The 26282-nt window shown below is 35.7% G+C and carries 16 protein-coding genes and 1 pseudogene; all 17 read left to right on the forward strand.

The window, feature by feature from the left end; translation table 11 throughout:
• Positions 1-49 precede the first annotated feature (49 nt).
• Positions 50-856, forward strand: a complete 807-nt coding sequence (locus T368_RS0104980; protein ID WP_004085710.1) for an NADH-quinone oxidoreductase subunit C — start codon at positions 50-52, stop codon at positions 854-856.
• Positions 857-864: 8 nt separating this feature from the next.
• The gene (gene nuoD, locus T368_RS0104985) at positions 865-2094 is read left to right on the forward strand and encodes an NADH dehydrogenase (quinone) subunit D (protein ID WP_004085708.1); all 1230 of its coding nucleotides are present in this window, start codon (positions 865-867) and stop codon (positions 2092-2094) included.
• Positions 2095-2114: 20 nt separating this feature from the next.
• Entirely contained in the window at positions 2115-2342 is a 228-nt protein-coding gene (locus T368_RS0104990) for an NADH-ubiquinone oxidoreductase subunit E family protein (RefSeq protein ID WP_004085706.1), read from the forward strand.
• A 15-nt stretch (positions 2343-2357) separates the two neighbouring features.
• A complete protein-coding gene (locus T368_RS0104995; RefSeq protein ID WP_004085704.1) occupies positions 2358-5030 on the forward strand; it encodes an FAD-dependent oxidoreductase in 2673 nt (890 codons plus the stop codon).
• A complete protein-coding gene (locus tag T368_RS0105000; RefSeq protein WP_004085702.1) occupies positions 5027-7444 on the forward strand; it encodes a 2Fe-2S iron-sulfur cluster-binding protein in 2418 nt (805 codons plus the stop codon). Before T368_RS0104995 ends, T368_RS0105000 begins: the two co-directional genes overlap by 4 nt.
• Position 7445: 1 nt before the next feature.
• Positions 7446-10184, forward strand: a complete 2739-nt coding sequence (locus T368_RS0105005; protein WP_004085700.1) for an NADH-quinone oxidoreductase subunit G — start codon at positions 7446-7448, stop codon at positions 10182-10184.
• Positions 10181-11167 (forward strand): NADH-quinone oxidoreductase subunit NuoH, encoded by a 987-nt coding sequence (gene nuoH, locus T368_RS0105010; RefSeq protein ID WP_004085692.1) that lies wholly within the window; start codon positions 10181-10183, stop codon positions 11165-11167. The genes T368_RS0105005 and nuoH overlap by 4 nt, the downstream gene beginning before the upstream one ends.
• Positions 11168-11176: 9 nt before the next feature.
• A pseudogene (nuoI, locus tag T368_RS13300) lies at positions 11177-11794 on the forward strand (NADH-quinone oxidoreductase subunit NuoI); the annotation flags it as partial.
• A gap of 12 nt (positions 11795-11806) precedes the next feature.
• A complete protein-coding gene (locus T368_RS0105020; protein ID WP_004085688.1) occupies positions 11807-12397 on the forward strand; it encodes an NADH-quinone oxidoreductase subunit J in 591 nt (196 codons plus the stop codon).
• Positions 12394-12696, forward strand: coding sequence for an NADH-quinone oxidoreductase subunit NuoK (nuoK, locus tag T368_RS0105025; RefSeq protein WP_004088633.1), 303 nt, complete (start codon positions 12394-12396; stop codon positions 12694-12696). Before T368_RS0105020 ends, nuoK begins: the two co-directional genes overlap by 4 nt.
• Before the next feature lie 20 nt (positions 12697-12716).
• Entirely contained in the window at positions 12717-14567 is a 1851-nt protein-coding gene (gene nuoL / locus T368_RS0105030) for an NADH-quinone oxidoreductase subunit L (RefSeq protein ID WP_027338336.1), read from the forward strand.
• Between the two features lie 13 nt (positions 14568-14580).
• Positions 14581-16251 carry a complex I subunit 4 family protein gene (locus T368_RS0105035; RefSeq protein ID WP_004088629.1) on the forward strand — a complete coding sequence of 557 codons (1671 nt, stop codon included), beginning with the start codon at positions 14581-14583 and terminating at the stop codon, positions 16249-16251.
• A 2-nt stretch (positions 16252-16253) separates the two neighbouring features.
• The gene (locus T368_RS0105040) at positions 16254-17696 is read left to right on the forward strand and encodes an NADH-quinone oxidoreductase subunit N (protein WP_004088626.1); all 1443 of its coding nucleotides are present in this window, start codon (positions 16254-16256) and stop codon (positions 17694-17696) included.
• A 300-nt stretch (positions 17697-17996) separates the two neighbouring features.
• Positions 17997-18548 carry an RDD family protein gene (locus T368_RS0105045; protein WP_004088624.1) on the forward strand — a complete coding sequence of 184 codons (552 nt, stop codon included), beginning with the start codon at positions 17997-17999 and terminating at the stop codon, positions 18546-18548.
• 8 nt (positions 18549-18556) lie between these two features.
• Positions 18557-21049, forward strand: coding sequence for an LPS-assembly protein LptD (locus tag T368_RS0105050; RefSeq protein ID WP_004088622.1), 2493 nt, complete (start codon positions 18557-18559; stop codon positions 21047-21049).
• A gap of 35 nt (positions 21050-21084) precedes the next feature.
• On the forward strand, positions 21085-21744 hold the full coding sequence (locus T368_RS0105055; RefSeq protein WP_004088620.1) for a histidine phosphatase family protein: 660 nt from the start codon (positions 21085-21087) through the stop codon (positions 21742-21744).
• Positions 21745-21892: 148 nt separating this feature from the next.
• Positions 21893-26257 carry an autotransporter outer membrane beta-barrel domain-containing protein gene (locus tag T368_RS0105060; protein WP_004088618.1) on the forward strand — a complete coding sequence of 1455 codons (4365 nt, stop codon included), beginning with the start codon at positions 21893-21895 and terminating at the stop codon, positions 26255-26257.
• Positions 26258-26282 lie beyond the last annotated feature (25 nt).

Raw genomic sequence — 26282 nt, forward strand, 5'->3', positions numbered from 1 at the left:
TAAAAACTCAAATTAGGAAAGTTTGAATAAAGGAAGATAAGGATAAAACATGATACGCAGAAAAGCACAAAAACAAGATGTCCAAAAAAAAGTCTATCATATAGATAGATTCTATCAGCCTATAACAACCCCAAAAATAGAGACTATAAACTCAAACTATAAAGAAGTTTTAGAATCCCTGCAAAAAGAAGTCAGTATATTAAATAGCTATGTAGAGATAAATCAAGCAGTATTTTATGTCCCAAAAGAAGAAGTTTGCAAAACATTAGAGATTCTAAAATCTATGAAATACAATATTATGTCTGAAATGAGTGCGATTGATAATCTTGCAAGTGATGGGACATTTGAGCTTTTCTATCAGCTTACCTCACATGAAAAATCACATAAAGACCGCCGCAGATTGCGTGTAAAATGCGCTTTAAAAGAAAATGAGGCTATGCCTAGTGTGAGTGGCATTTTTGCTTGTGCGAATTGGAGTGAGAGAGAATGCTATGATATGTTTGGTATAAAGTTTCTCAATCACCCATTTTTGAAGCGAATCCTTATGCCTATTGACTGGGTAGGCAATCCTTTATTAAAAACCTATCCATTAAAAGGCGATGAGTTTGCCTCATGGTATGAAGTCGATAAGATTTTTGGTAGAGAATATAGAGATGTTGTAGGACCAGAGCAAAGAGATAGTGCAAGGATTGATAGAAATGATAGTATCAATTTCTCACGCATAGGCAAAGAAGTGCCAAAAGGTGCAACACCAAGCGATATGGTGCATGAGATAAGCTATCAAGAGACAAATAAACCACCGATTTTACAAAAGTTTCCAAACACTCAACCAAAAGTGCGTGAAAAACGAGTATAGGGGTAGATATGGCACAATATTTTAATAAGCTACAAACGCAATTTGAAAATGTTTTATTTGAGCAAGATGAAGGCAAAATGGTTGTAAATCTCGGCCCGCAGCACCCAAGCGCACATGGGCAATTACGACTGATTCTAGAGCTTGATGGAGAGATGGTAAAAAAGGCTTATCCTGATATTGGCTACTTGCATAGAGGGATTGAGAAGTTAGCTGAAAATATGATTTATAATGAATTTATGCCAACAACTGATAGAATGGACTATACCGCTGCAAGTAGCAATAATCATGCTTTTGCCTATGGTGTAGAAACGCTTTTAGGGGTAGAAGTGCCAAGAAGGGCTAAGGTTATACGCACAATCATTTTAGAGCTTAATCGCATTATCTCACATTTTCTTTTTATGGCTACACATGCTCTTGATGTTGGTGCTATGAGTGTGTTTCTTTACGCATTTAAGGGTAGGGAATATGTGCTTGACATGATAGAGGATTATTGTGGGGCAAGACTTACGCATAATTCTATTCGTATAGGTGGTGTGCCGCTTGATATTCCGCATAATTGGTTTGAAAATATAGAATCTTGTTTAAATGAAGTTACAAAGACAATCAATCTCATAAAAGGGCTTTTAGATAAGAATAGAATCTGGCGTATGAGATTAGAGGGCGTAGGTAAAATCAGCAAAGAGATGGCACAGGATTATGGGCTTAGTGGTGTTATGCTGCGTGGGTCTGGTATCCCTTATGATATTAGAAAGGAAGAGCCTTATGAAATCTATGATGAGTTAGACTTTAGTGTGCCTTTTACAGATAGTGGCGACTGCTATGGTCGCTATGTGCTTTACACTGAAGAAGTATTTCAATCATGCTCTATCATTAGACAAGCAATGAAACTCTATAAAGATACAGATACAGCTCTTATGGCACACGCACCACAATATATCTCCGCGCCAAAAGAATATGTGATGACACAAAACTATTCTTTAATGCAGCATTTTGTGCTTGTAACACAAGGTATGAGACCGCCAAAGGGTGAAGTCTATGCTCCGACTGAATCGCCAAAAGGTGAATTAGGCTTTTTTATAAGCTCTTTAGGGAATCCATATCCACACAGAGTAAAGATAAAAGCCCCAAGTTTTTATCACTTGCAAGTATTAGAGGCAATGCTGCCCGGACATTACTTAGCTGATGTTATTACGATTATAGGTAATAGCAATATTATCTTAGGCGAAATAGATAGATAGAGATTCTAAAAGGGTAGGGCATGAAACGATTTGATTTACGACATTTAAAAAGTGAATTTTACGACAAAATGGGCGAGTTGATTGAAACGCAATTAGATAGTGGGGAAGTCGGTATTTTTCTCTTTGAAAAGGGAGAGCATGAGAATGTTGCAAAGAGTGCAAACTATGTGAAAGAAAGGGGACATACGCTTATGAACTCTTTGCAGTTTAATCATGTTGATTGGACAATAGTTGTAAAAAAAGCATAGGATAAGGGTTGCGTAATGGTAAAGAAAACAAATCCAAACATTCCATATAGCTTAAATGATTTTCCTAAGGTTTTACCGCAAGTAAAGTTTTTTACAAAAGAGCCTATTGAGAATACACAAAAAGAGATAAAAGCATTTGTCGGTTGGGATGGGATAGTAATCTTTGATCCTTCCCTAGATATTTTACAAACCTTAAAAATCTATGCAAAGCAATATCAAAACTACGCACAATCATGTGGGAGATGCACGCCGGGTAAATATGGCGGCAAAGTGCTTTATGAGCTTTTAGAAAAGCTACAAAATTATAATTATGCAAGTGATTGTGAGGCATTAAAGGATATTGAAAAGTTAAAGGAAGTGTGTGAGTTAATGAAAGCTACTTCAAAATGTGAAGTTGGCAAAACGACACCAAATCCTATTTTACAAATTCTAAAAGAGAGACCAGAAGTCTTTGCAAAAGCCCTGCCTCTATCAAAACAAAAAGATTCGGCTTTAGAGAATAGCACGCAAAGTCTAAATGACTTAACAGAGCAATTAAGACAAAGCACAAAGAAGCTGCAAGATGCAAGAGACTTTGTAGATAAGGTGCAGCAAAGCATTGAAAGCGGAGTTACCCCAGCTTCCTTAGTCCATGATGTTATGCAAAGAATAGAGAATATAAAGGCTACACAGGAAAAAGAAGATTTAGAAAGCATAATGATAGAATCTGCTAGAAAGATAGCAAGAGAGAGTGTAGATTCTAAAAATTGTCATATTGAGGCGTGTGCTGAAATATCTAGCATAGAATCTAACAAAGATATTTCGCCTTTTTCAAAGGCTCAACATGACAAGATTCTAAACGCTAACACAGATAAAAATCCTGTGGAAGTATCTTTGAGTGATTTTAGCGGTTTTCAAAGCAAAGGCGAAGGGAGCTTATTAAACATATATGACCGAGCTAATACCCTAGATTCTAATAAAAGTGCTAAAAATACAACGCAAGAGATAAAAACTCACACACTTATGCCCGTAACTTACAATCTCACTAGAGACAATACCACTGAAAACACTTTTGAATCTTTAGAGCGATATAAAAGTGCAATCACAACAAGGATAAATAACCTAGAATATATATCAAAAATCACTGCTCCATGCACCGATGAGTGTCCATCTCGTGTGGATATTCCAGCCTATATTGAGGGTGTGAAAGATATGCGATATCTTGATTCACTAAGCAGCACAAGGGGGAGTATGCCCTTAGCCCAAGTTTGTGGTCGTGTATGTCCGCATCCTTGTGAGAATGCGTGTCGCAGGGCTATTTTAGATGATCCTATTAGCATTATGGAGTTAAAGCGAATTGGTGCAAATATTGAGTTTAATAAGAAGCACATAAGCAAATGGCAGGGCTATTCTCACCCAAATAATATAGAGACAAGAGAGTTTGCTAATAAGTCAGTAGGTGTTATTGGAGCAGGTCCAGCAGGGCTTAGCAGTGCGTATTATATGGCATTAAGGGGGATTAAGGTCGATGTGTATGAAGCCTTGCCTGTTTTAGGTGGTGAGGTAGCAGTAGGTGTGCCAAACTATCGTATGCCAATTAATGAATATAACCATGATATAGAATCTTTGAAGTTTTTAGGTGTTATTTTTCATACAAATTTCTTAGTAGATTCTAGAAATATTAGTGAATTAGAATCTAAGCATGATGCTTTAGTGATAGCTGTTGGCACAAGGGCTAGTAAAAAGCTTGGCTGTAAGAATGAAAATACAAAACTAGAGGGATACTTACCAGCGATTCAATTTATGGATTCTGTAAATCTAGCACAAAAATTTAATATCGGCGAGTTACCGAATCTAGCAGGTAAAAAAGTGGTATGCGTTGGCGGTGGTTTTACCTCTATGGATGTTGTGAGATGTTGTGTGCGGCTTGGGGCTTCTAGTGTGATTATGCTCTATCGTAGAGATGAGGCGACTATCATTAAAAACACTTCAAAAGAAGAGTATCATGAGGCATGTGAAGAGGGCGTTGTATTTCAGTTTTTAAGTGCGGTAGATGAGATAATACAAGAAGATTCTAGAATCAAAGCCTTGAAAATAAATCGCTATGAGTTAATAAAAAGTGATACAAGTCCAAAGGGCGAGTTAAAGCTTATTGAAGATGGTGGGGTTATGCTAGAGTGTGATATTTTAATCCCAGCGGTTAGTCAAGAGATGGATTTCCCTTTAGATTCTAGCTTTGGTGTGGAGATAAGCAAATGGAAGACAATTGCTGTTGATGATGCAAGTTTCTCAACGACAAAAAAGGGGATCTTTGCCGCAGGAGATTGCGTAAGCGGTCCTTTAACGATTGTAAATGCAGTAGGGCAGGGCAGGAGAGTAGCAAGCGTTGTAGCTAATTTCTTACAAACAGGCGAGGTAGCGATTAATGATGATGAGAGAATGGAGGATTTATTAAAGCAAATTGGTGTATTTGATAAGAATAGAGAGATTAAGGGCTTTTTATCAGGCAACACTCGGGCAGTAAGTGATAAATTGCAGCCAGAATATAGGGCAGGTAATTTTGAGGAAGTCAATCTAGGCTTTGATAATGAAATGGCAATAGCTGAGGCACAACGATGTATGCGGTGTTATTATATTAGCATGTGTGTTGTAGGCTGTGATAGGGAATCTAATAAAGACAAAGAAGCTTTGCAAAAGGAGACAACATGACACAAGCAGATATTGCTATAAAGCATGAAGATTCTAAGACAGAGCGTATTCAAGTATTTATCGATGATAAGGAATGCTATGCGAAAAAAGGGGAGAGTTTATTAAGCGTAGCAAGGAATAATGGTATAAATATCTCTACACTTTGTGATCTTAAAAAGCTTACACCAACGGGTGCATGTCGCATGTGTGTGGTAGAAGAGGATAATGGCAATATTATTGCAAGTTGTAAAAGCTATGTAGCAAAGCCAATTAGAATCTATACTCAAACAGAGAAGCTACAAAAATATCGCAATCAAATTATGAGCTTTTTATGTATTAATCACCCTTTAGAATGCGGTGTATGTGATAAAAGCGGTGAGTGTGAATTGCAAGATAAAGTGTTAGAATCTAGGGTTGCAATTCAGCCCTTTTTTGCCATTCAAAAGCAAAATGACTATGTGCATTTTCATAATAAAGTCTATAATGAAGCCTTATGTATCATGTGTGAGAGATGTGCTAGAACTTGTAATGAATATGTGGGAAATAGTGTATTATCCGTGCTTGCAGGGGGCTTTCACTCAAAGATTGGTGTAGATTTTAATGCCTATTGTGAAGATTGTGATGAATGCGTGAGTGTGTGTCCAACAGGGGCTATGTTTTCTACGCGTTTCACTTATACAAGTAATGCTTGGGAGCTAGAGAAAGCTAAATCGCATTGCATTCATTGCAGTTTGCACTGCCCTTTGCATTATGAAGTAAAGCATAATATAGATTCTAAAAAAGAAGTCTATCGCATTAAAAATGAAGCCCATATCATGCAGTTATGCCATGCTGGAAGACATAACTTTTTACGCAAAAACTTACAAGATTCTACAACTAATAATTTCAGCTTAAATGAAGCTTTATCGCAAATAAATGCCCTGCGTCTTGGGACAAATCTAACAAATGAAGAGATTTATATAGCAAATCTTTTAGCACAAAAATCTAATAAAAAGCTTTATTGCAACGAGGCTTTATCCTATAAAGAGTTTAATGCGATTTGTAATACATACGCAGAAGTAGAGAATCTAAACGCAATAAAAGACTTACAACATAATGGCGTTGTGATTATCTTAGGTAGTTATCTCTATGATGAAATGCCCGTATTGCGTAGTGATCTCTCAAAGCTATCACTCAAAAAAGGTGTGAAAAATATTTGGATAAGCCCTATTGCTGAAGAGAGATTTCAAAGTGATTTAGCAATTACTTATGAAGTATCAAGCGAACTTGCTATTAGCACACTACTTTTAAGCCTATTTACAAAGCAAATACAAGATACAATACACACTTTAGAATCTGATAAGGCTTTAAATAGTGTTCAGAATCTAGCCTTATTGCAAAATACTTTGACATGGCTACAAGCACAAGATTTAGCCTATCTTATGGCAGAAAGCAATGTAAGTGAAGCAGAATTAGTTCTTTTAGATTCTATATGTAATTATAATAAGCCTTTAGAATCTCATATTACTCAAACTTCTCACATAAAGATTCTAATAGGACAAGATTTCTATCTCTCTAAGCATTATAAGCTTATAGCACAGATTCTATCCGCTATTTCTCTTTGCAATAAGAATTGCTCTATTATCCCGCTTTGCTATGATAATATCCATGCGATTGGTTTGTTATGCGATTTAGCTTATGATGATGGCAGTTATAATAATGTGTTAGGTATCCGCTCAAATGCTGAATTTAGCATTGCACCCATGCCTTTCAAACTAGATTCTACAACGGAATCTAAAAATCCACACAAGCATTTATCCATTATGCCATTGCAGTTTATGGAGGGAAGTGTCATTGATATGTATGGGAATCTAGTAAAGCTCTACCCAAGTTTTAGAGATGATGATATTTTTAGTAGCACGAAAGATTGCATACAAAGAGATTTGCTTGATATAAGCAGGGATTATTTAGGGCTTGATTGTGAATATATGATAGATATTACAAGTGAAGTTCCTTTTTTAAGTGAGTTTTTACAAGAAAAAAATATTAAAGATTTTGACTCTTTAGAATCTAAAATGCCTTTAGATTCTAAAAATTTAAAACTCACTTTAGATAATATAGCCCTGCTTGAATATCCAGAAATTGTAATGAGTGAGGGCAGTGGTATCTTTATCTACAAAGCGGCTTTAAGTGGCAATTTAAGCTTTTATCGCAATGAATACAGAAGTGAAAATCTAGTGTATAATGGCAAAGAGTTGCATGGAATCTTAAAGGTATCAAAGCAGTTTTGCATTGCTACAAAATTGCAGGATAATGAGATTATCAATCTACAAGTAGGCGATGTTATCCTTAGTGTGAGAGTTATGCAGACTTCATTTATGAAAGGCATGGTAGCAGTCCTTGCGAGTGATTATGTAATAACTTCTACAAAATATTTTGATTATAAGAGGGCATAGTATGAATATTACGATTGAAGGGCAAGTGCTTCAAGCAAATGATGGGGATACAATCCTTGATGTTGCAAGACGCAATAATATACAGATTCCTACCATTTGCTTTTTAAGCGGTTGTAGCCCGACTTTAGCATGTAAAATGTGTATGGTGGAAGTCAATGGTAAAAGGGTGTATAGCTGTAATGCGAAAGTAAAAGATGGCATGGAAGTTGTAGTCCATAATGAAGAGTTACAAAAAGATAGAAATGAGATTATGACTACCTATTGTGTGAATCACCCTTTAGAATGTGGCGTATGTGATAAAAGCGGGGAATGTGAATTGCAAGATTTCACACTTTATACAAAGGTTGATACGCAACAATTTGGCTTACAAGAAGCAGATAAAAAGTCATATAGTTTTGCTCAAAGCTTTTATGACCCAGCATTATGTATCATGTGTGAAAGGTGTGTTACCACTTGCAAGGATAATATAGGTGAAGCAAACTTGAAAGCAGGCAAAGCAAACCTCTTCACGCCAGATAACTATAAAGATTCTATGGGGAAAGATCCCTATTCTGTATGGGCGAAAAGACAAAAAGGCTTGATTGAGTTTGTGGGTAAGAATGAATGCAAGGATTGTGGAGAGTGTATCTCTGTATGTCCTGTCGGGGCTATGACTTATAAAGATTTTACCTATACAAGTAATGCGTGGGAATTAGAAAAGATACATTCTACCTGCACGCATTGTGCGGGGGGTTGCTCTCTTATATATAATGTAAAGCATTTAGATGTAAAGGGCGATTTACAAAAAGTCTATCGCGTGCAAAATGATTTTTTATATAATCCTATTTGTGGGGCAGGGCGGTTTGCCTTTGATATGGTATCTATTGGTTCTCGTAATACAACGGCATTGCACCAAGCATTCCAAAGGGCAGATTCTATATTTATAGGCAGTGATGTGAGTAATGAAGAAGCTTTTCTTGCTGACCTGATTGCTAAAAAGCTAGAGATTCCATTAATAAATCATGAAGCCTATTGTTTGCAGCATTTTGAAAATTACTTTTTGCAAGCAAGAAAGCTTTATAATACACAATTTAGCACAGAATCTAAACAAAACTTCTTTGCTACTTTTGAAGACTTTAAAACAAGTCCAAGCTTTATAGCATTACATACTTATTTTAAACATGACGCACCAATTGTTCGCTACAAGCTAAACAATAATCTAAAAATGCAGAAAAACTCACAAGTAATAAGCATAACTCTCTTTAAAGATACACTTTTAGAATCTCTTGGCAAAAATGTTACACAAATACAAGGTGATAATGCGAATGTTTCACTTATGGGGATACTTGGCTTAGTATTTGCAAATGATTTAATTGATGATTTTGAAGAATGCTTTCCTAATAGCTTAAGTGCATTTATGAAAAAGGAAGTCCAAAAGGTAGAGGGATTCTATATCCAAAAAGAAGCTGAAGAGACTTTGACACAAGATTCTAAAGAGAGTTTAGAATCTAAAGATTCTCAAGTTGAAAATCAAGTGGAAGTAAATCAAGCAGAAGAGAAACAAGCAGACACAAAAAGCGAAGTAGATAACCTAAGCCCCTATGATACAAGTATAATCGCAAACGCATTAAATATGACTGATTTAAGTAGCCTTAAATTAAGCAAAAAAGATGGAATCTTAATGATCTCACAATATGTTTTTGATGAGTTTTTAGCGCATGATTTTACAAGTAGTGAAGGCTATGGATTGCAATCACATTTTACAGATAAAAATCCCCCCACAATAGAAAATGCGGTGGCAACAGCGATTATGGAGGGCATTACAGAATCTGTGCGACATGATATTATGGATAATGGAGTGAAACTTCAGATTCTAGCTCATTTAATCGCCTTTGTATGCAATAGGCTAAATCTTTCCCTGCTTTATATTCCAAAAGGCACAAATACAATTGGCGTAGCAAATCTTTGTGCTTTAAGCCCAAGTGATACTATAGAATCTAAATATAGCATAGGTATCCGCACAAAGGGAAGCTTTACTCTAGATTCTAATCTCCCTACTATAAAGCCAAATTTCGCCCTACCTACACTCGCACAAAGTGAGGGTAGTATAACGAATCTAGAAAATAGAGTCCTGCCTTTAATCCCTAGTGTGCCTTATTTAGATTCTTGTTTAGAATCTGGACTTGATTTAAGCGATATTGCAAGAGAGTTAGAAGCTTTGCCTGATGAGATTTCACATTTAGAGTATTTAAGCGATTTTACAGAATATTTGTATATGAATAATGCCGCTTATAAGCAGATTCTACATAAAGATTTAAAGGTGAGTTTTGAGAGAGATGGCAGGGATAATCGGGGCTATATGTTGCTTTTAGATAAAAAAGAAGCACAAAGTAGCCTTGAAGTGAAGTTTTCATTATGTCCGCGTGAGAATATAGGCTATAATGCGTTATTACTTGAAACACAGAATCAGTTTAATAACACAACGCGCTCAAGTAAGAATCTCCAATCAAAAAGCGGTGTATATGCAAGTAAGGCATATATGCAAGAGCATGGCTTGAGTGAGGGAGATTCTATATATCTTATACACAATGATATACGCGTTGAGAGTGAGATTTATTGCGATAATGAAATAGATACTATGCTTTTGCTTGTTTCACCTATGATTAGTAATATAAAAGCATTGTTTCAAGGCTATTTTAGCACATCGCTAGAGATTGTAAAGGCAGATGAAATGAATAAGGAAGAAAGGAATAGGGCATGAGTGAGTTTATCATTGAGACTATTATAAAGGTATTAGTTGTTTTGCTTGTGTTTTCATTTTTAGGTGGATTTGCAACATATCTTGAAAGAAAGATTCTAGGATTTTTTCAAAGGCGACTTGGACCTGTTTATGTAGGACCTTTTGGATTGTTGCAGTTTGGGGCTGATGCGATTAAGCTTTTTACAAAAGAGGATATTATCCCCAAAGGTGCAAATAAGTTTATTTTCACATTAGCACCCGTTGTAGCCTTAGTGAGTGCGATGACTTCTATGGTTGCTATTCCATTTTTTCCTGATTTTGAGATTTTTGGCTATAAGGTAACGCCGATTATTTCAGATATTAATGTCGGCTTACTCTTTTTTATATCAGTTGGTGCAGTAGGAATCTATGCGCCGCTTTTAGCAGGGCTTAGCAGTGGGAATAAGTGGAGTTTAATAGGTGGGGCTAGGGCATGTATCCAAGTCTTAAGCTTTGAGATTGTAAGCGGGCTTGCGATTTTAGCACCCATTATGTTAGTAGGCTCACTCTCACTTGTGGCTATGAATAGCTATCAAAGCGGCAGTGTGCTTGATTGGCTTATATGGAAGCAGCCTTTAGCATTCCTGCTTTTCTTAATCGCAAGTTATGCAGAATTAAACAGAACGCCATTTGACTTACTCGAGCATGAAGCAGAGATTATAGCAGGGTATTGCACGGAGTATAGTGGCTTAAAATGGGGTATGTTTTTCATCGCTGAATACGCACATATGTTTGCCTTTGGCTTTGTTGTAAGCCTTATTTTCTTAGGTGGTTTTAATCCTATCGGCTTTATCCCCGGTGGTATTGCTATCATTTTAAAAGTGTGCTTTTTCATCTTTTTATTCATGTGGGTAAGGGCTACTCTGCCACATGTCCGCCCAGATCAATTGATGAATACTTGTTGGAAAGTGCTTGTGCCTTTGGCTTTGGCAAATGTACTTATTACAGGCATTGTATTATTATAAGGAGATTGTATGCAAACAACACATACAGAGACAAAGACAGATTCACAAGAAAAGAAAGATTATTATTTTGTGAGTATGGAGAAAATGCCAGAAAATGGCTTTGAAAGCTTTAAGCGAAGCGTGAAGTTAAGCTTGGGTGCAGATATTATCAAAGGCTTAGGCTTAACAATAAAAGAGTTTTTTAGCAAACCAGTAACGATTAACTATCCTTTTGAAACACAGCCTTTAAGCCCTCGGTATCGTGCCGTGCATAACTTGCAGAGAATGTTAGAATCAGGTAGTGAGAGATGTATTGGCTGTGGTTTATGTGAAAAGATATGCACGAGTAATTGCATTAGAATCTTAACGCATGAGGGTGAAGATGGTCGTAAAAAGATTGATTCTTACACGATTAATTTAGGTCGGTGTATCTATTGTGGTTTATGTGCTGAGGTCTGCCCAGAGCTTGCCATTGTTATGGGGAATCGCTTTGAGAATGCAAGTGAGCAAAGAGCGCATTTTGGTTTAAAAGAAGATTTTCTAAAAGATTTAGAAGAAGCAAAAAGTCATCATCAGCTTGAGTTTGTGGGATTTGGGTCTGTGCGTCCAAGTGCAGATAAAGAAGTCAAGCAAACACCGCTAGATTACTAAGGAGTAGGTATGTTTGAGGCTATCGCATTTTATGTATTTGGTGCGTTGTGTTTATGTGCGTTTTTGATTGTCGTTATGACAAATAACATTCTTTACGCACTCACCGCACTTGCTTTTGGTATGATTTTAGTATCTGGTTTATTCTTTTTGCTTAATGCTGATTTCTTAGGTGTGGTGCAGATTATTGTATATACGGGTGCTGTTGTGGTTATGTATGCCTTTGGTATGATGCTATTTGATGTAAGCAAGGAAGTCAAAGAAAAATTTCAGAATCAATTTATGGTATGGCTACTTGTAAGTATTTTTGCTATTGGGCTTTTAATTGTTGTTGGCAATACACAAACAACAATCCCATATCAAAACGACAATAGCACAAACGCACTCGCACATTTACTCTTTAAAGACTATCTTGTATGCTTTGAAGCAGCGGCAATCATGCTTTTAATGGCAATGATAGCAGGTATTGGCGTAGGCTCTCATAAGCCAGAATTTACACATGAAGATTCACTAAAAAATGAAGTCAAAAAAGATGAAAAAGATTCATTAACATATAATCAAGCAATACCGCACAATCAATTCTCACAGAAGGAGGCACAATGATTACATTAAATCATTATCTTGTTTTTAGTGCCATTATGTTTTGTATTGGACTTTATGGAATCTTAAGGCGAAAAAATATCTTGCTTCTACTCTTTGCTACTGAAATTATGCTCAATGCTGTCAATGTAGCCTTTGTAGCTATTGGCTATTATAAGGGCGATTTGCAAGGGCAGATTATGGCATTATTTGTCATTGCATTAGCAGCAGCAGAAGTTGCCATTGGCTTAGGCTTAGTACTTATGCTATATAAAAAATATAAAACGCTTGATATTGATAAGCTTAGTAACATGAGGGGGTAATTATGCTTTTTACAACGATTATGCAATATCAAGAACAAATACTTATAGCCTTGATATTACTTCCACTTATATCCGCTCTTATGGCTGGGCTTAGCTCTACCCTAAAACCCTCCATTATGCTTGGCTATATCTCTTCTCTTTGTATTAGTGCGAGTTTTATTCTTGCACTTTTATTGTTTTATTTTTTAATGAATGGTGGTGAGAGTTTTCATGTTGTGTTATGGGATTTTATCCAAACAGGGCAGTTTCAAGTAACCTTTTCTTTCATGTTTGATCATATTAATGCAGTGATGATTCTAGTCGTTACACTCGTTTCAAGTATGGTGCATTTTTATTCTATCGGTTATATGGCACACGATAAAGGTTTCAATCGCTTTTTTGCCTATCTTGGCGGATTTGTATTCTCAATGCTACTGCTTGTTGGTGGCGATAATCTTATGGTGCTTTTCATCGGTTGGGAGGGCGTTGGGACTTGCTCTTATCTACTCATTGGCTTTTGGTATCAAAAAAAGAGTGCAAATGCAGCGTCTATTGAAGCCTTTGTGATGAATAGAATCGCTGATTTAGGTATGCTACTTGGAATCTTTTTAGTCTATACAAGTGTAGGCTCACTCTCATATAATGAGATTTTTATACAATTAGCAAGTAATCCACCAGAAGATTCTGTGCTAACATGGGCTGCTATTTTGCTTTTTATCGGTGCTATGGGAAAATCCGCACAATTTCCACTGCATACATGGCTTGCAAACGCTATGGAGGGACCAACACCAGTTTCAGCCCTAATCCATGCTGCTACAATGGTAACTGCTGGAGTATATCTAGTCATTAGATTAGCCCCACTTTATAATAGTGTCCCACAAGTTGCTTACTTTATCGCATGTCTTGGGGCATTTGTAGCCGTGTTTGCTTCACTTATGGCAATTGTAAATAAAGACTTAAAAAGGATTATTGCCTACTCTACGCTTTCACAGCTTGGATATATGTTTGTAGCGGCTGGACTTGGGGCTTATACAATAGCCCTTTTTCACCTTTTCACACATGCCTTTTTTAAATCGCTTTTATTCTTAGGTGCGGGTAATGTTATGCACGCTATGAATGACAAACTTGATATTACAAAAATGGGGGCTTTAAATAAGCCTTTAAAAATTAGCATGATTTTCATGTTTATAGGCTCTATCGCCCTTTGTGGTATCCCGCCACTTTCTGGTTATTTCTCAAAAGATAAGATTCTAGAAGTCGCATTTACAAGCTCGTATGAATTATGGATTGTGCTGCTTATTGGTGCTATCTGCACGGCTTTTTATAGCTTTAGACTTTTTACTTTAGTCTTTTTAGCACCAAAAAATCATAACGAGCATCCACATGAAGCAAGTAAGGTTATGCTATATGCTATGACTCCTTTAGCATTTCTAGCTATTGTTGCTGGGTTATTTTATACTCAATTTGATACTTTCTTATCATCTGTGCTTGTTCCAGCAAAAATACATGTAGATAATATTATCATGCTTATCTCACTTACTCTAGGGCTTGTGATACTCTCTATTGTGAGTGCGTATTTTATGTATAGAAATGGCTATAAAGATGGTAAGAAAAATATCTTACATAAGATTCTAGAAAATGAATACTACATTCCGCATTTATATAGAATCTTTATTGTGAAACCTTTTGGCTTTATATCAGATTTCTTATATCATATTATTGATATGGGGATTCTAGATAAAATAGTTGATGGTATTGCAAAATGCTTTGTGCTATGTAGCTATATGTTGCGACCATTGCAAAATGGGAATCTAAGCAGTATGTTGCGGTTAATGAGTGCTGGTGTTGCCATTTTATTATGTGTAACGCTTATGTATTTTATAATGAATTAAGCAAGGAGTAAAAGTGGAATATTTATTAAGCTTAATTATTGGTTGCCCCCTTGTAGCATGTTTATTTATATTCATGTTTGATGATAGCGGGGCAAAGCGATTTGGGCGAATTATTTCTTTTATTGAGCTTGGGCTTGTTATCGCTTTATGGATTAGCTATCGTGCGGATATAGCGGATACGCAGTTTTTTACAAAGATATTTTTGATTCCAGCCCTTGGCATTGATTATATTGTATTTGTTGATGGAATCTCTTTGTTTTTGATTGTATTGACTGCCTTTATTATTTTCCTTGCGAATATCTATTTGCAAAGAAGAGATGATGCAAAGCCCTTTGTTGTATGTTTGCTATCACTTGAAGCTATACTTATGGCTCTCTTTGTTTCACAGAATGTATTAATGTTTTATACATGCTGGGAACTTGCATTATTACCTGTGCTTTATATGGTTGGTGTTTGGGGTAGCGGACAAAAGATTTATATTGGTTTAAAATTCTTTGTTTATACCTTTGCATCAAGCCTTATGATGCTACTTGCAATCCTTTATATTGGCTATCTCTGTTATGAGCAGCTTGGATATTGGAGTTTTGATTTAGGCGTGTGGTTAAGCGGAGATTTAAAGTTTCCATTAGATACACAAATATGGCTATTCTTAGGCTTTTTTGTATCCATTGCTGTAAAGATTCCAATCATTCCCCTGCATACATGGCTACCACATATTTATAGTGAAGCCCCAGCCCTTGGCAGTGTTATGCTATCTGCTTTACTTTCAAAAATGGGGACTTATGCGTTATTGCGTTTTGCTTTGCCTTTATTTCCTGATGCAAGCGTGCATTTTATGCCGATTGTAAGCGTTTTAGCCGTTATTATGGTGGTATATGCAGGTATTATTGCCTTTAAACAAAAGGATATAAAAAAGGTTATCGCATATAGCTCAATCTCACACATGGGTATCGTTGTGCTTGGAATCTTTGCGTTTAATAATGAGGGCATTAGCGGTGCGATTTTTATGATGGTAGCACATGGTGTTACAAGCGGGGGGCTTTTCATGTTAGTAGGTATGCTTTATTATCGCACGATGACAAGACATGTTGATGATTTTGGCGGTGTCGCACATGTTATGCCACATTACTCAACTTTCTTTGCTATTGTTATGCTATCAAATGTTGGTTTACCGCTTACTATCGGCTTTGTAGGGGAGTTTTTATCACTTTATGGATATTTTCAAACCTCGCCTATTATAACCGCTATCGCTGGGACTACACTCATCATCGCAGCAAGTTATATGCTATATCTTTTTAAGAATGTATTCTATGGCACATTGAAACAAACACATATCACACAATCGCTAAAAGACTTAGGATTCAAAGAATTGTGTGTGCTAGGTCCTATCGCATTTGTGATTATATGGCTTGGTGTGTTTCCAAATACGCTTTTAAAACCTATGCAAGTCTCTGTGCAGCAACTCGTAGGCACAACCTATACTCTAGCACAAGAGAAAGCAACAAAAAAGCATATCGCTAAAGTCAATAATGGCTTAGTCATAGAAAGGGCAATGCTAAATAATACAATAATGGATAATCTTGGCGAATTACCACCGCCCACACCGCAAAGAGAAAGCATGGATTCTAATACAGAATCTCAAAGTATAGACAATCAAAGCAATAGCACAAATAAAGAGGAGTAAATATGAATACGCTAGATTTTTACACTTATTTATACATGTATATGCCTTCTGTCATTTTAGTGCTAGGGGCTATTGTTGTGCTATTTAGCAATGTATTTGCAAGTCAATTTTCACGCAATACAAGCTTATCTTTATGTATGATTTTTATCGCAGCGGCTTTCTTTTTCTGCCTTAGCGTTGGGCATATTGAGAATGTTTCAGCCATTACTCTAAGTGCGGAATATATTATTCTCATTGCTTCATTTTGGTTTATATTGCTTACTTTTTCAAAATATAAATTTGTTGAGTTTCAAACACCAGAGTTTTATCCGCTTTATCTATTCTCCATATCAGGCTTTATGCTTATGGTGCAAGGTAATAATTTAGTATTAGTGTTACTTGGACTAGAGATAGGCAGTCTGCCTTTAGCGGCGATGTTAGCGTTTAATCGCAGGATTTATGGCATTGAGGGAGGGATAAAATACTTTGTAGCAAGTGCGCTTGCAAGCATATTTTTCATACTTGGAATCATGCTTTTTTATCTCTATTTTGGCGATTTTTCATTACAACGAAATGCTATTGAATACAAAAATGTCTTATTACACGGACATGTTTTAGATGTCTTATTGCTGCTTTTTAGTATGCTTTTCATGCTTGCAGGGCTTGGTTTTAAAGTCTCATTAGTCCCATGGCATAGCTGGATGCCAGATGTGTATGAGGCAAGTAACCCTGTGTTAGCAGGTTATGTTTCTGTTGTGCCAAAGATTGCTGGTTTTGGTCTTTTTGCTATACTCTTTTTACCGCTTTTACAGAGCGAAAACGCATCGCATAATTACATTGAATATCTTGTTAGAATCCTTTTACTCATTACTATTACTTTGCCAAATATTATGGCTCTAGTGCAAAAAGATGTGAAAAGAATGCTTGCATTTAGCTCGATTTCGCATTCTGGTTTTGCCCTTGCTTGTATCTATCTTGGGACATTTGATACCTTGATACTTTATTGGGTATTGTTTTTGATAACAAATCTTGGAGCATTTACAATGCTATGGATAGCAAAGCCGCTTAATACGCAAACTCGCTATGATTACGACTTGCAAAGATTCTATGGCTTTGGGAAAAAGCATCCTATAATGGCTTTAAGCATGGCGTTATTTATGTTATCTCTTGCTGGGATACCGCCATTTTCTATCTTTTGGGGTAAGATTTTTGTCATTACAAATGCTTTGCAGCAAAATGAAATGCTGCTTGCATTTATGATGATGTTAAATAGTGCCATTGCAGTGTGCTATTATCTAAAATTAATCGTTGCTATGTATTTCAAACAAGGCAGCAATGAAAACTTTTATGAAGACAATAGCACCGCTCCCATTCGCTTTGTAGCCTTTATGTGTGCTATCCTTTGTATTTTCTCAATCTTTGTTGTGTCTTACTTGTTTCAGTATATCCCCATGCTTGGCATATAAAGAGATGATATATAAAGTTAGTGCATAGAATCTAGTATTGTGTTAATCTTTGTATGGGTTGTGGGGCTTGGAGTGGGATTTTTAGAATCTAAGCTTCTGGCAATTGCTACATAAAGGAAAGCGGAGTATCTAATAGAGATTATACAAGAGATATTTTGCTTATTGGTTTAAAACGACAAAAAAGCCAGATTCTAGTAATTATCGATCGCAAAATATGAAAGATAGATTCCATAAGAATCTAGCCCTAGAGATTATAAACCAAAGGCGATAAAATAAGATTATAAAAAAGTAGGAAAGGTTATGGATAGATTGGAGAATGATTTATTTAGAGAAAATATCAAGATAGCACCGCTTAGTTTAAGAATTGGTGCGTATTTGATTGATATGATTCTATTAAGTCTTGTTATTACGCTATTTTTTTCACAAGCACAGCAAGAAAGATTAGTGCTTGCAAAAGAGACGATTGAAAAAACTTATAGTTTGCCAAACACGCGAACAACGCTAAATAGCACGACAGATAATAGCAAAATACTAGAAGATATGCGTAAAACTTCAAAAGAAGCCTTTGAGATACTATTGCTTTATATGGCGATATACATTGGGCTAGAGATTGTGTATTATTTCTTCTTTGTGTATTATTATGGGGCGACTTTAGGGCAGATTATATTGCGTATAAGGGTTGTGGATATTTATCGTTTTGATAAGCCAAGTTTGCATGTAAGCATGAAAAGAGCGATAATAAAATGTATCTTTGGAGCGGTGCTTTATGTTGGGTTCATTGTGGCGTTTGTGGATAGATTCTATCGTGCATTACATGATAAAATGAGTCATACCATCGTGGTTACGGCATAGAGTTTCTTATGTATTATATTGCCTTTAAGATTCATAAAAAAAATGTGATATTCCTAAAATGGATTCTGTCTGTATTGCTTTTTTTTCATTTTGTCTATGGAGTAGAACAGCTTACGGATATACAAACTTCACAGAATCAAAATAGTGCAACACTCTTTTATGATTCTAAAGAGCAACAAGTATTGCCGACATTTTCAGACACTAAAAAAGAAGATTCTAAAGACATAAAACAAACTATGAGTGAGAGTGAAAAGAGAGAAAATGAAAAAAACTTGCAAACAGGCGTAAGCAAAAAAGATACAGATTTTTCAAAGCTTTTTGAGCTTTTAGGTGAAGAGATAGAGCATTATGACAATTATATGGTTGTGCGTGGTAATGCGATATTGAAAAATAAAGAAGCCTATATCATCGCTGATGAGATTATCTATAATCCCGAGCTAAAACAAGCTAGATTAATGGGTAATGTCCGCATTTATAAAGGCGACACACTCTCTGTGATTGCAAAACAGGCGACAGTTTATCTCAATAGTGATTTTAGCATTATCAGACCCTTTTATATACAGGATACAGATACAGGCATTTGGACTCATGCAGAGAGTGCTAGCTCTCAAAAGTCAATCTATCGCTTTGCAGATTCTATGGTTTCAGGTTGTTCTTTTGTAAGTCCTGCATGGCGTATTGATTCAAGCAAAGGGGCGTATGATAAGGAAAAAAATACACTTGCTTTATGGAATCCTAGAATCTACATTGGCGATGTGCCGGTATTTTATCTGCCTTACCTTAAAGTCTCACTTGAGAATAAACGCACAAGTGGTATTTTATACCCAACTTTAGGTAGCTCAAGCACTGATGGCTTTACCTATATTCAGCCCTATTATGTAGCATTGCAAAACTTCTGGGATATGACTATTAGCCCACAGGTAAGGACTTCAAGGGGTGGCGGTGCAAATTTTGAGTTTAGAGCTATTGATAGCAGTAACGATAAATATATCTTGCATTTCAAGTATTTCTACAATAATGATGAATATATGCAAAAGCTAAATCTACTCAATCAGCATGTTTATGGTTTTGATTTCAAGCATAGCAAAAGAAATGTGATTCAAAAATATTTTGGTGCTAAAACTAAGCTTGATAATGCTATGTTCTTTGACTTAGCATTTATGAATGACATTGATTATATGCGGCTTGATGATGTGAGATATTTTCTCAATCAAACCTCATATATCTCAAAGGCAAATCTTTACGCTCAAACAGATAATCACTATTTTGGTTTAAATCTACGCTATTATCTAAACCTTTACACACAAAATAACTCAACGACATTTCAGAATCTCCCAAATATTCAATATCATAAATACATGGGATCTTTATTTATAAAAGAATTATTGTATTCGCTTGATTATAAGATGCAGTATGCGTATAGAGATAGTGGCTACTCATATTTATCAAATGAGCTTTCCATTCCCATTGGTATGCAGTTTTCATTTCTCAATAAATACTTTTCTATTGGAGCATGGCTTAATGTCTTTGCGGGGAATACCTATGCTACAAATACAAAAGATACTATAATCTATACCGCCCCAAATACTTCTATCGCTATGCAAGAGAATATGGGTAATTACGCAAATCTTAATTATAGAATTTCTGTAAATAGCGATATTGGGCGAAGATATGGGAACTTTTTCCACTCTATGCAAACCGCAGTTTTATTTAATGCCCCAGTTGATAGAGTGGTATTTACAAATGGGATCTTAAGTCCAGAGATTCTAAAAACCTATACGCAATTACCCGTTGGTGTGCTTGATGCAATACAAAATGGTGCAAATATTTGGAATCCACAAAATTTTGGCAATATCTATCAAATGATAAGGCGGCTTGACCTTAGCATGTCAAACTATATCTATAATCGTAATGGTGCTGAAATCTTTTATTGGAAGCTTAGTCAGTCCTTTAACTTTGATGATACAATCTCACCTTTGCGTATCCCTATGGAAAATAAATTTGGCACGACACCACTTCCGGGATTAAGCTTAAATCTTAGCCTTTTTTACTCATGGTTTTATAGTAATTTTACTGAAATAGGGGTAAATGCCTCATATACAAAAGGGGCGTATGCAGCAAGTATTTCTTACTTCTTAAAACGAGATGATGCGGCATGGAGTATTGATCCTACTACGCTGACTTATAAGCCCATAGACTCGTCAAATTATTTGAGTGCTTCACTGCGTGGAGATTTGGGCTATTTTGGTTTAGTAGCGGATTTAGGTTATGACTTTAGGACGCAAAATATCGTTAATGTAGGCGTTGGCGTATATAAAGACATTAAATGCTTTGGTATTGGACTAAAGGCTGGGAGCAATAGGACGCCTATGCTATCACAAGGTAATACAATTAGCGTAATTGATAATATCTATGTGAAAGCAGAATTTAGATTTGTGCCTTTAACAACCTTTGGTTATACTTACAGGCTACGACCAGTTATAGAGCAGCAAGACAGATAGATTCTAACAGAGATTCTAAATAATAGAGGAAAAATATGATAGCAACAATATACAAGGGGTTTGCACAAAGTGCAGCCATAAGCCCAAAAAATGCAAAAATGATTTTACGACATTCACTAAGAGATAAAATACCACCAAATGAAACGGGAAATGATATTTTACTCACTCGTGAAGGTGAAGTCATGGCAGAGCATTTTGGATTGCATTGTAACTTCTCTATTGCTAAAATACACACAAGCATAATTGAGCGGTGTATCCAAACTGCAAATCTTTTTGCGAAAGGCTATAAAGAATCTAAACATAAAGAACTAGAAATAATCCATACAAATATACTTACAGATACCTATATCAATGACTTAGATAAAGCAGTAGAGTTATTTAAAACGCAATCGCCTTATTCTATAATATCTGCGTTTTTGCGTGGTGAGAGCTTACCCGGTATGCGTGGTGTAGAAGAGAGTATGAAAACACTCTTTAACTATATCTTTGCTGATAAGACTTGTGAAGATATGGAGATATTCATCACGCATGATACTTTTTTAATCGCCATTGTTTGCTATTGTCATAACCTGCAACCACAGCTTGATGACTTTAACTGGCCCTATATGCTAGAGGGTGCATTTCTCTACCTTGAGAATAATCATATACATTGTATCTTTAGGGGTATTGATAAATCAATCCCTTTTGTTTTTTGATATTATGAGAAATGGGATTATAGTGTGTAAAATAATAGTAAGAAATTAGAATTGGTGGTAAATTTACTTAAATTTATTCTTTTTTGTTAGAATCCCATACAATATTTATTTGCTATTGCAAATATTTATCTTTTTTGGAGTGAGTGTAATGAGTGGTAAAAATTGGGGAATGAAATTAAAGGGCAAAGCTTTTATATTAAGTGATATTTTGCTAAAACGGGTGCAGACAAAATACTTATGTGTCTCTATATTTGGAACTACGCTATTGCTGTGTAATGTAGGGTATGGCAAGGAGCAATGGTTGGGAGCCGGAGGACAAGATTCTTGGATTGCTGCTTGTGATTGGACTTTGTGTCATCTCGGTGGGGGTGCAACTTCAGATACATTGCATATTGCCAATGGGAATCAAAGTGGTAGTTTCACTTTTACAAGTATTGATTTGAGGACAAATAACTTTGGTGGCAGCGTAGATCTTAATATAAAATCAGAAAATCCATGGGAAGGCAAAATCACAATACATGATCTCTACAATTCTCATACTGGTCTATTGGGCTTTAACGGGAATGTCAATATCAATGTAGATACAAAAATTGGTGGTTTAGCACATAATAATACTGGTGGTGGCACTAGATTGAATGTTATCATTGGTGCAAATAATGGTGCTTATACAAAAAACCTACATATAGATAGAGTATCTTTTAATCAAAATGGACTTACTGGTTCTCAAGGGGTAATAAATCTATATGCAAATAACATTAATATAGGTAAAGCTGCTGGTAGATTATCGCAGGTTTTAAATGTCAATGCGGACGGCAGTATCGTTGCAGATGATGTGTATTTTGATGGTATTGGTGGGGTTGGTGGCTTTGCTGTGATTCCAAAAAGTGAGATAAAATTTAATGCAAAAGAAGGTGGTTTTATCTCACAAAGTATTAAAGGCATGGGACATTCTAATATCTTTGTTAGTACAAAAAAAGATATAGTGGTAGGGAATGTCGGTTTTGCCGTTGATATTTGTATCACTCAAGCTTGTGCGGGTTGGATAGAGCTAAATAGTAAAGAGGGTGATGTTATCGTAAAAAGTGTAACTGGTGGCACAGCGAATGAAAGCGGTATTGGCTCATTTAATACACTTCAAATCAAAGGCAATAACTTCTATGCTGGTAAAGTGGAAGCAATCTCGCTAGTTACTTCGCTAAATAATAGCTATCTTGATTTAAGCGGTGTAAAAAACACCACTTTTATTGATGATTTGCAATTTCGAAATGGCACACTCAAAGCAAAAAACTTTCACTTTAATAACTTCACTGTGTGGAAAGCAAATGCAAATCGTGTAGGTTTTGAGCATCCAACTGATGGCAGTGCATATACAACCGTGAGTGAAAATATCGGTAAAAGCTTCATCAATAATCTGTCAATGGAAATAGGCACAAGTCATACAGCAGATTCTGCGGCTTTGTGGTTTAAAGGTGGCGGTGATATTCTAAATATCAACTTCGTTGCTGCAAGACCTACAAGCTATATAAACTTTGGGGATATTAAACAAGTAAATATCAACGAACTGAGTGCAATGGAAGCTGATATTTACATGAAAACCGGTATCTTTAACACCATTACAAACAAAAAAGGACAGACAATCATCACAAACGGCGCTTCAAAAATCACAGCTAACGCCCTAAATGTCAATGAGCTTTTACACCTAAAAGACTCGAGCAAGCATAGCGGTGTTATGAAAATTGAGTTAAATGCTAATGGCGAAAACATAGACCAAAAGTTTGACAAATACCTAAATGTAAGCGTAGATTCTAAAGACCTAAAAAATATGAGTGGTGATGAGATAGCAAAGCTTATAGAATCTAATAAAAACACAAATGGAAATAATGAAAAAACAGAATCAGATTACAAAAACGCAAGTGGCACATATATCACAACAAGTGATGGCAAACATTATCTAGTCTTGCCAGATATTATGACAAATGATAATATTACAAATAGCACAGGACAAGTTGCAAATGGTGGTAATATCTTAATAGAGCAAACCGAACTCACAAAAGGTGCATTAAATAACTATGGAAAGATTCTAATCGATGATGGCTTTGTAAGTGGAGATAAACCGACACTCTATCTCACAGGTAATCTCAATAACTACAATACAATAGATTTGGGAGCTAACGGACATATAGAAGTAACAGGAAACTTTAATAACAAAGGTAAAATCCTTTTTAGCATTCAAGCAAATCCAAATGACTCTAGCAACAATGAAATAAAAAATGCAAGTATGAATATCAAAGGCAAAGCAACACTAGACATATCACCCGGAAGCACAGGGGCATTACAGGCAGATATAGCAGATTCTAAGACTTTATCGAGTATAAGCAGTCAGCTTAATACTAATGGTAGCAAGGGCGTAGAATACAATCTCATAAAAGCAGAATCTATAAGCTACACTTACACACAAGGGGATTATACTACGACTTTTGATAAAAGCAACGGCAATACAACCATAAAAACAGAACACACCAATGGCGGACAATGCACAAATAAAGACTGCCAAACAGGAAGCAATGGCAATACAAAACAAGAAACCGACTTCACAACAAATGGCAAAGACAATCCATGGGATATGGATAAAGCCCAAACAGATTCTAATGGCAATGTAGTAGAAAATGGCATAGGCTCAACTGATAATGAAGGCAATCTCATACAAAAGCCAAGTCAGCAAGATAAACAAGAAGAATGCAAACAAGATGGCAAGTATTGTGGCTTTGGTAGCAATGCTAACGCTACTGAAGCAAACAGAGGCTATGATTACGCACAACAAAAGATGAAAAATAGCTTTTCACTCACTTATAAAGGCGGTAGCATAGATGGTAAATATATCGATATAGAAAAAGTCGTAAATGATACAACAATAGGCTTTAAAATCAATAAAGTAGATATTAATAACTTCATAGAGGGCAATACAGAAAAGCCTTTATGTAATGCAGAATCTAGCACATTTGATTGTGCTTTATACATGGAAGCAGGTGGAAATAACTCATGGATAAATGCGATTAAAAAAGAGAGTGCAAATAGCTATGAGATTCTAAAAAATCTATTCTATGATGATAAATCTTCACTTGTGTTTTTAATAAACCTAGACCAAACTCTAGCTGCCTCAAGAAACCTAGAGTATTTCCTAGAAGTAGGTAGGACTCTAGATACAGCAATAGATCATGTCTCAAACCTAGAGAATAAAGCATCAACACTTCATACACTCACACTATCAATGGAGAGTGCAAAGCTAAATCGTCTAGCAAGAGTAGCTAGCATTCATGGTAGTGCTAGTAGCTATATAGCTATGCAAAACTATCAAAAGAATTTAGAAGCAGCATTAAGGGAAGCAGAGAAGCTAAAACTAGCAAGTCTAGATTCTAATACAAACACAAGAATAGCAGCTATTAATAATATAGTAAGTGGTAATACAAATAGTAATGCAGTTTATAGAAGTAGTGTAGCTACTCTAGCAAGTAGCTCTAACACAAACACACAAAATGCAAACAATGGAGTAACAGATATACAAAGTGATGTTACAACTGATAACAACTCAAATGAAGTATGGTTTGATACCTTAGCAGATTTAATCATGAGATTTAATAATAGAGAAGAATATCCAAATCATGCTTGGGTTAATATGCTAGGTAATCTTAACTTCTCAAAGACTGGCTCGGCTCAACTTTATGGCTTTAATGCAGGATATGATTATTTTGTAGATAAACTCCAAACTGCATTTGGTGCGTATGGTGGTTATGGCTATGGCACATTTAATGGCAATAATAATGGCTTTACTTCAAATAATTCAAACAATATGTTTGCTGGAATCTATACAAGGACTTTCATTGAAAACCATGAAATAGATGTAACACTCAATACTGCCTTTAGCTTTACAAATGAGAAACAAAACTCTCAAATTAATAACTTTGACTTACTTGCTCTCTTTAAAGATGAGTATAGCTACACACTCTCTAATGTAGATTTAAATGCAACTTATGGTTATGCTTTTTTAATGAAAAAGGGTTATATTGTAAAACCTTTTGCAGGATTATCGTATTATGTATTAGGCTCAAGTGGCTTTAAAAGAAAGAGTGATAATACACCTATATTTGCTATGAATACAGATGATAACATAAGACAAACTATAAGCGTAAATATAGGTATAGATGGTCGTAAATACTTTGCAAATCAAAGCTATATTTTTATAGTCGCTCAATTAAAGCAAGATGCAATCATTTTACAAAATAATGTAGATTCTAGTGGGACTACAACTACAAGTATAGGCAATATAGGTGATTCTGTAAATAACTTTAATATGAGATATAAAGCTCAAGGCTATAAGTCTTATGTATTCCTTACAGGTGGTGGAGAATATAGCTTTGGTAGATGGTATTTAAATGGCAGTCTTAGCTTACAAAGCAGTGTATTTGATAAAAACTTTGGCTTAGGATTTAATATTGGTGGTAGGGTTGTGTTTTAGGGGATATCTTAGAATCTGAAGTTTG

This window comes from Helicobacter bilis ATCC 51630 (assembly GCF_000686565.1).
Taxonomy (GTDB): Bacteria; Campylobacterota; Campylobacteria; order Campylobacterales; family Helicobacteraceae; genus Helicobacter_A; species Helicobacter_A bilis.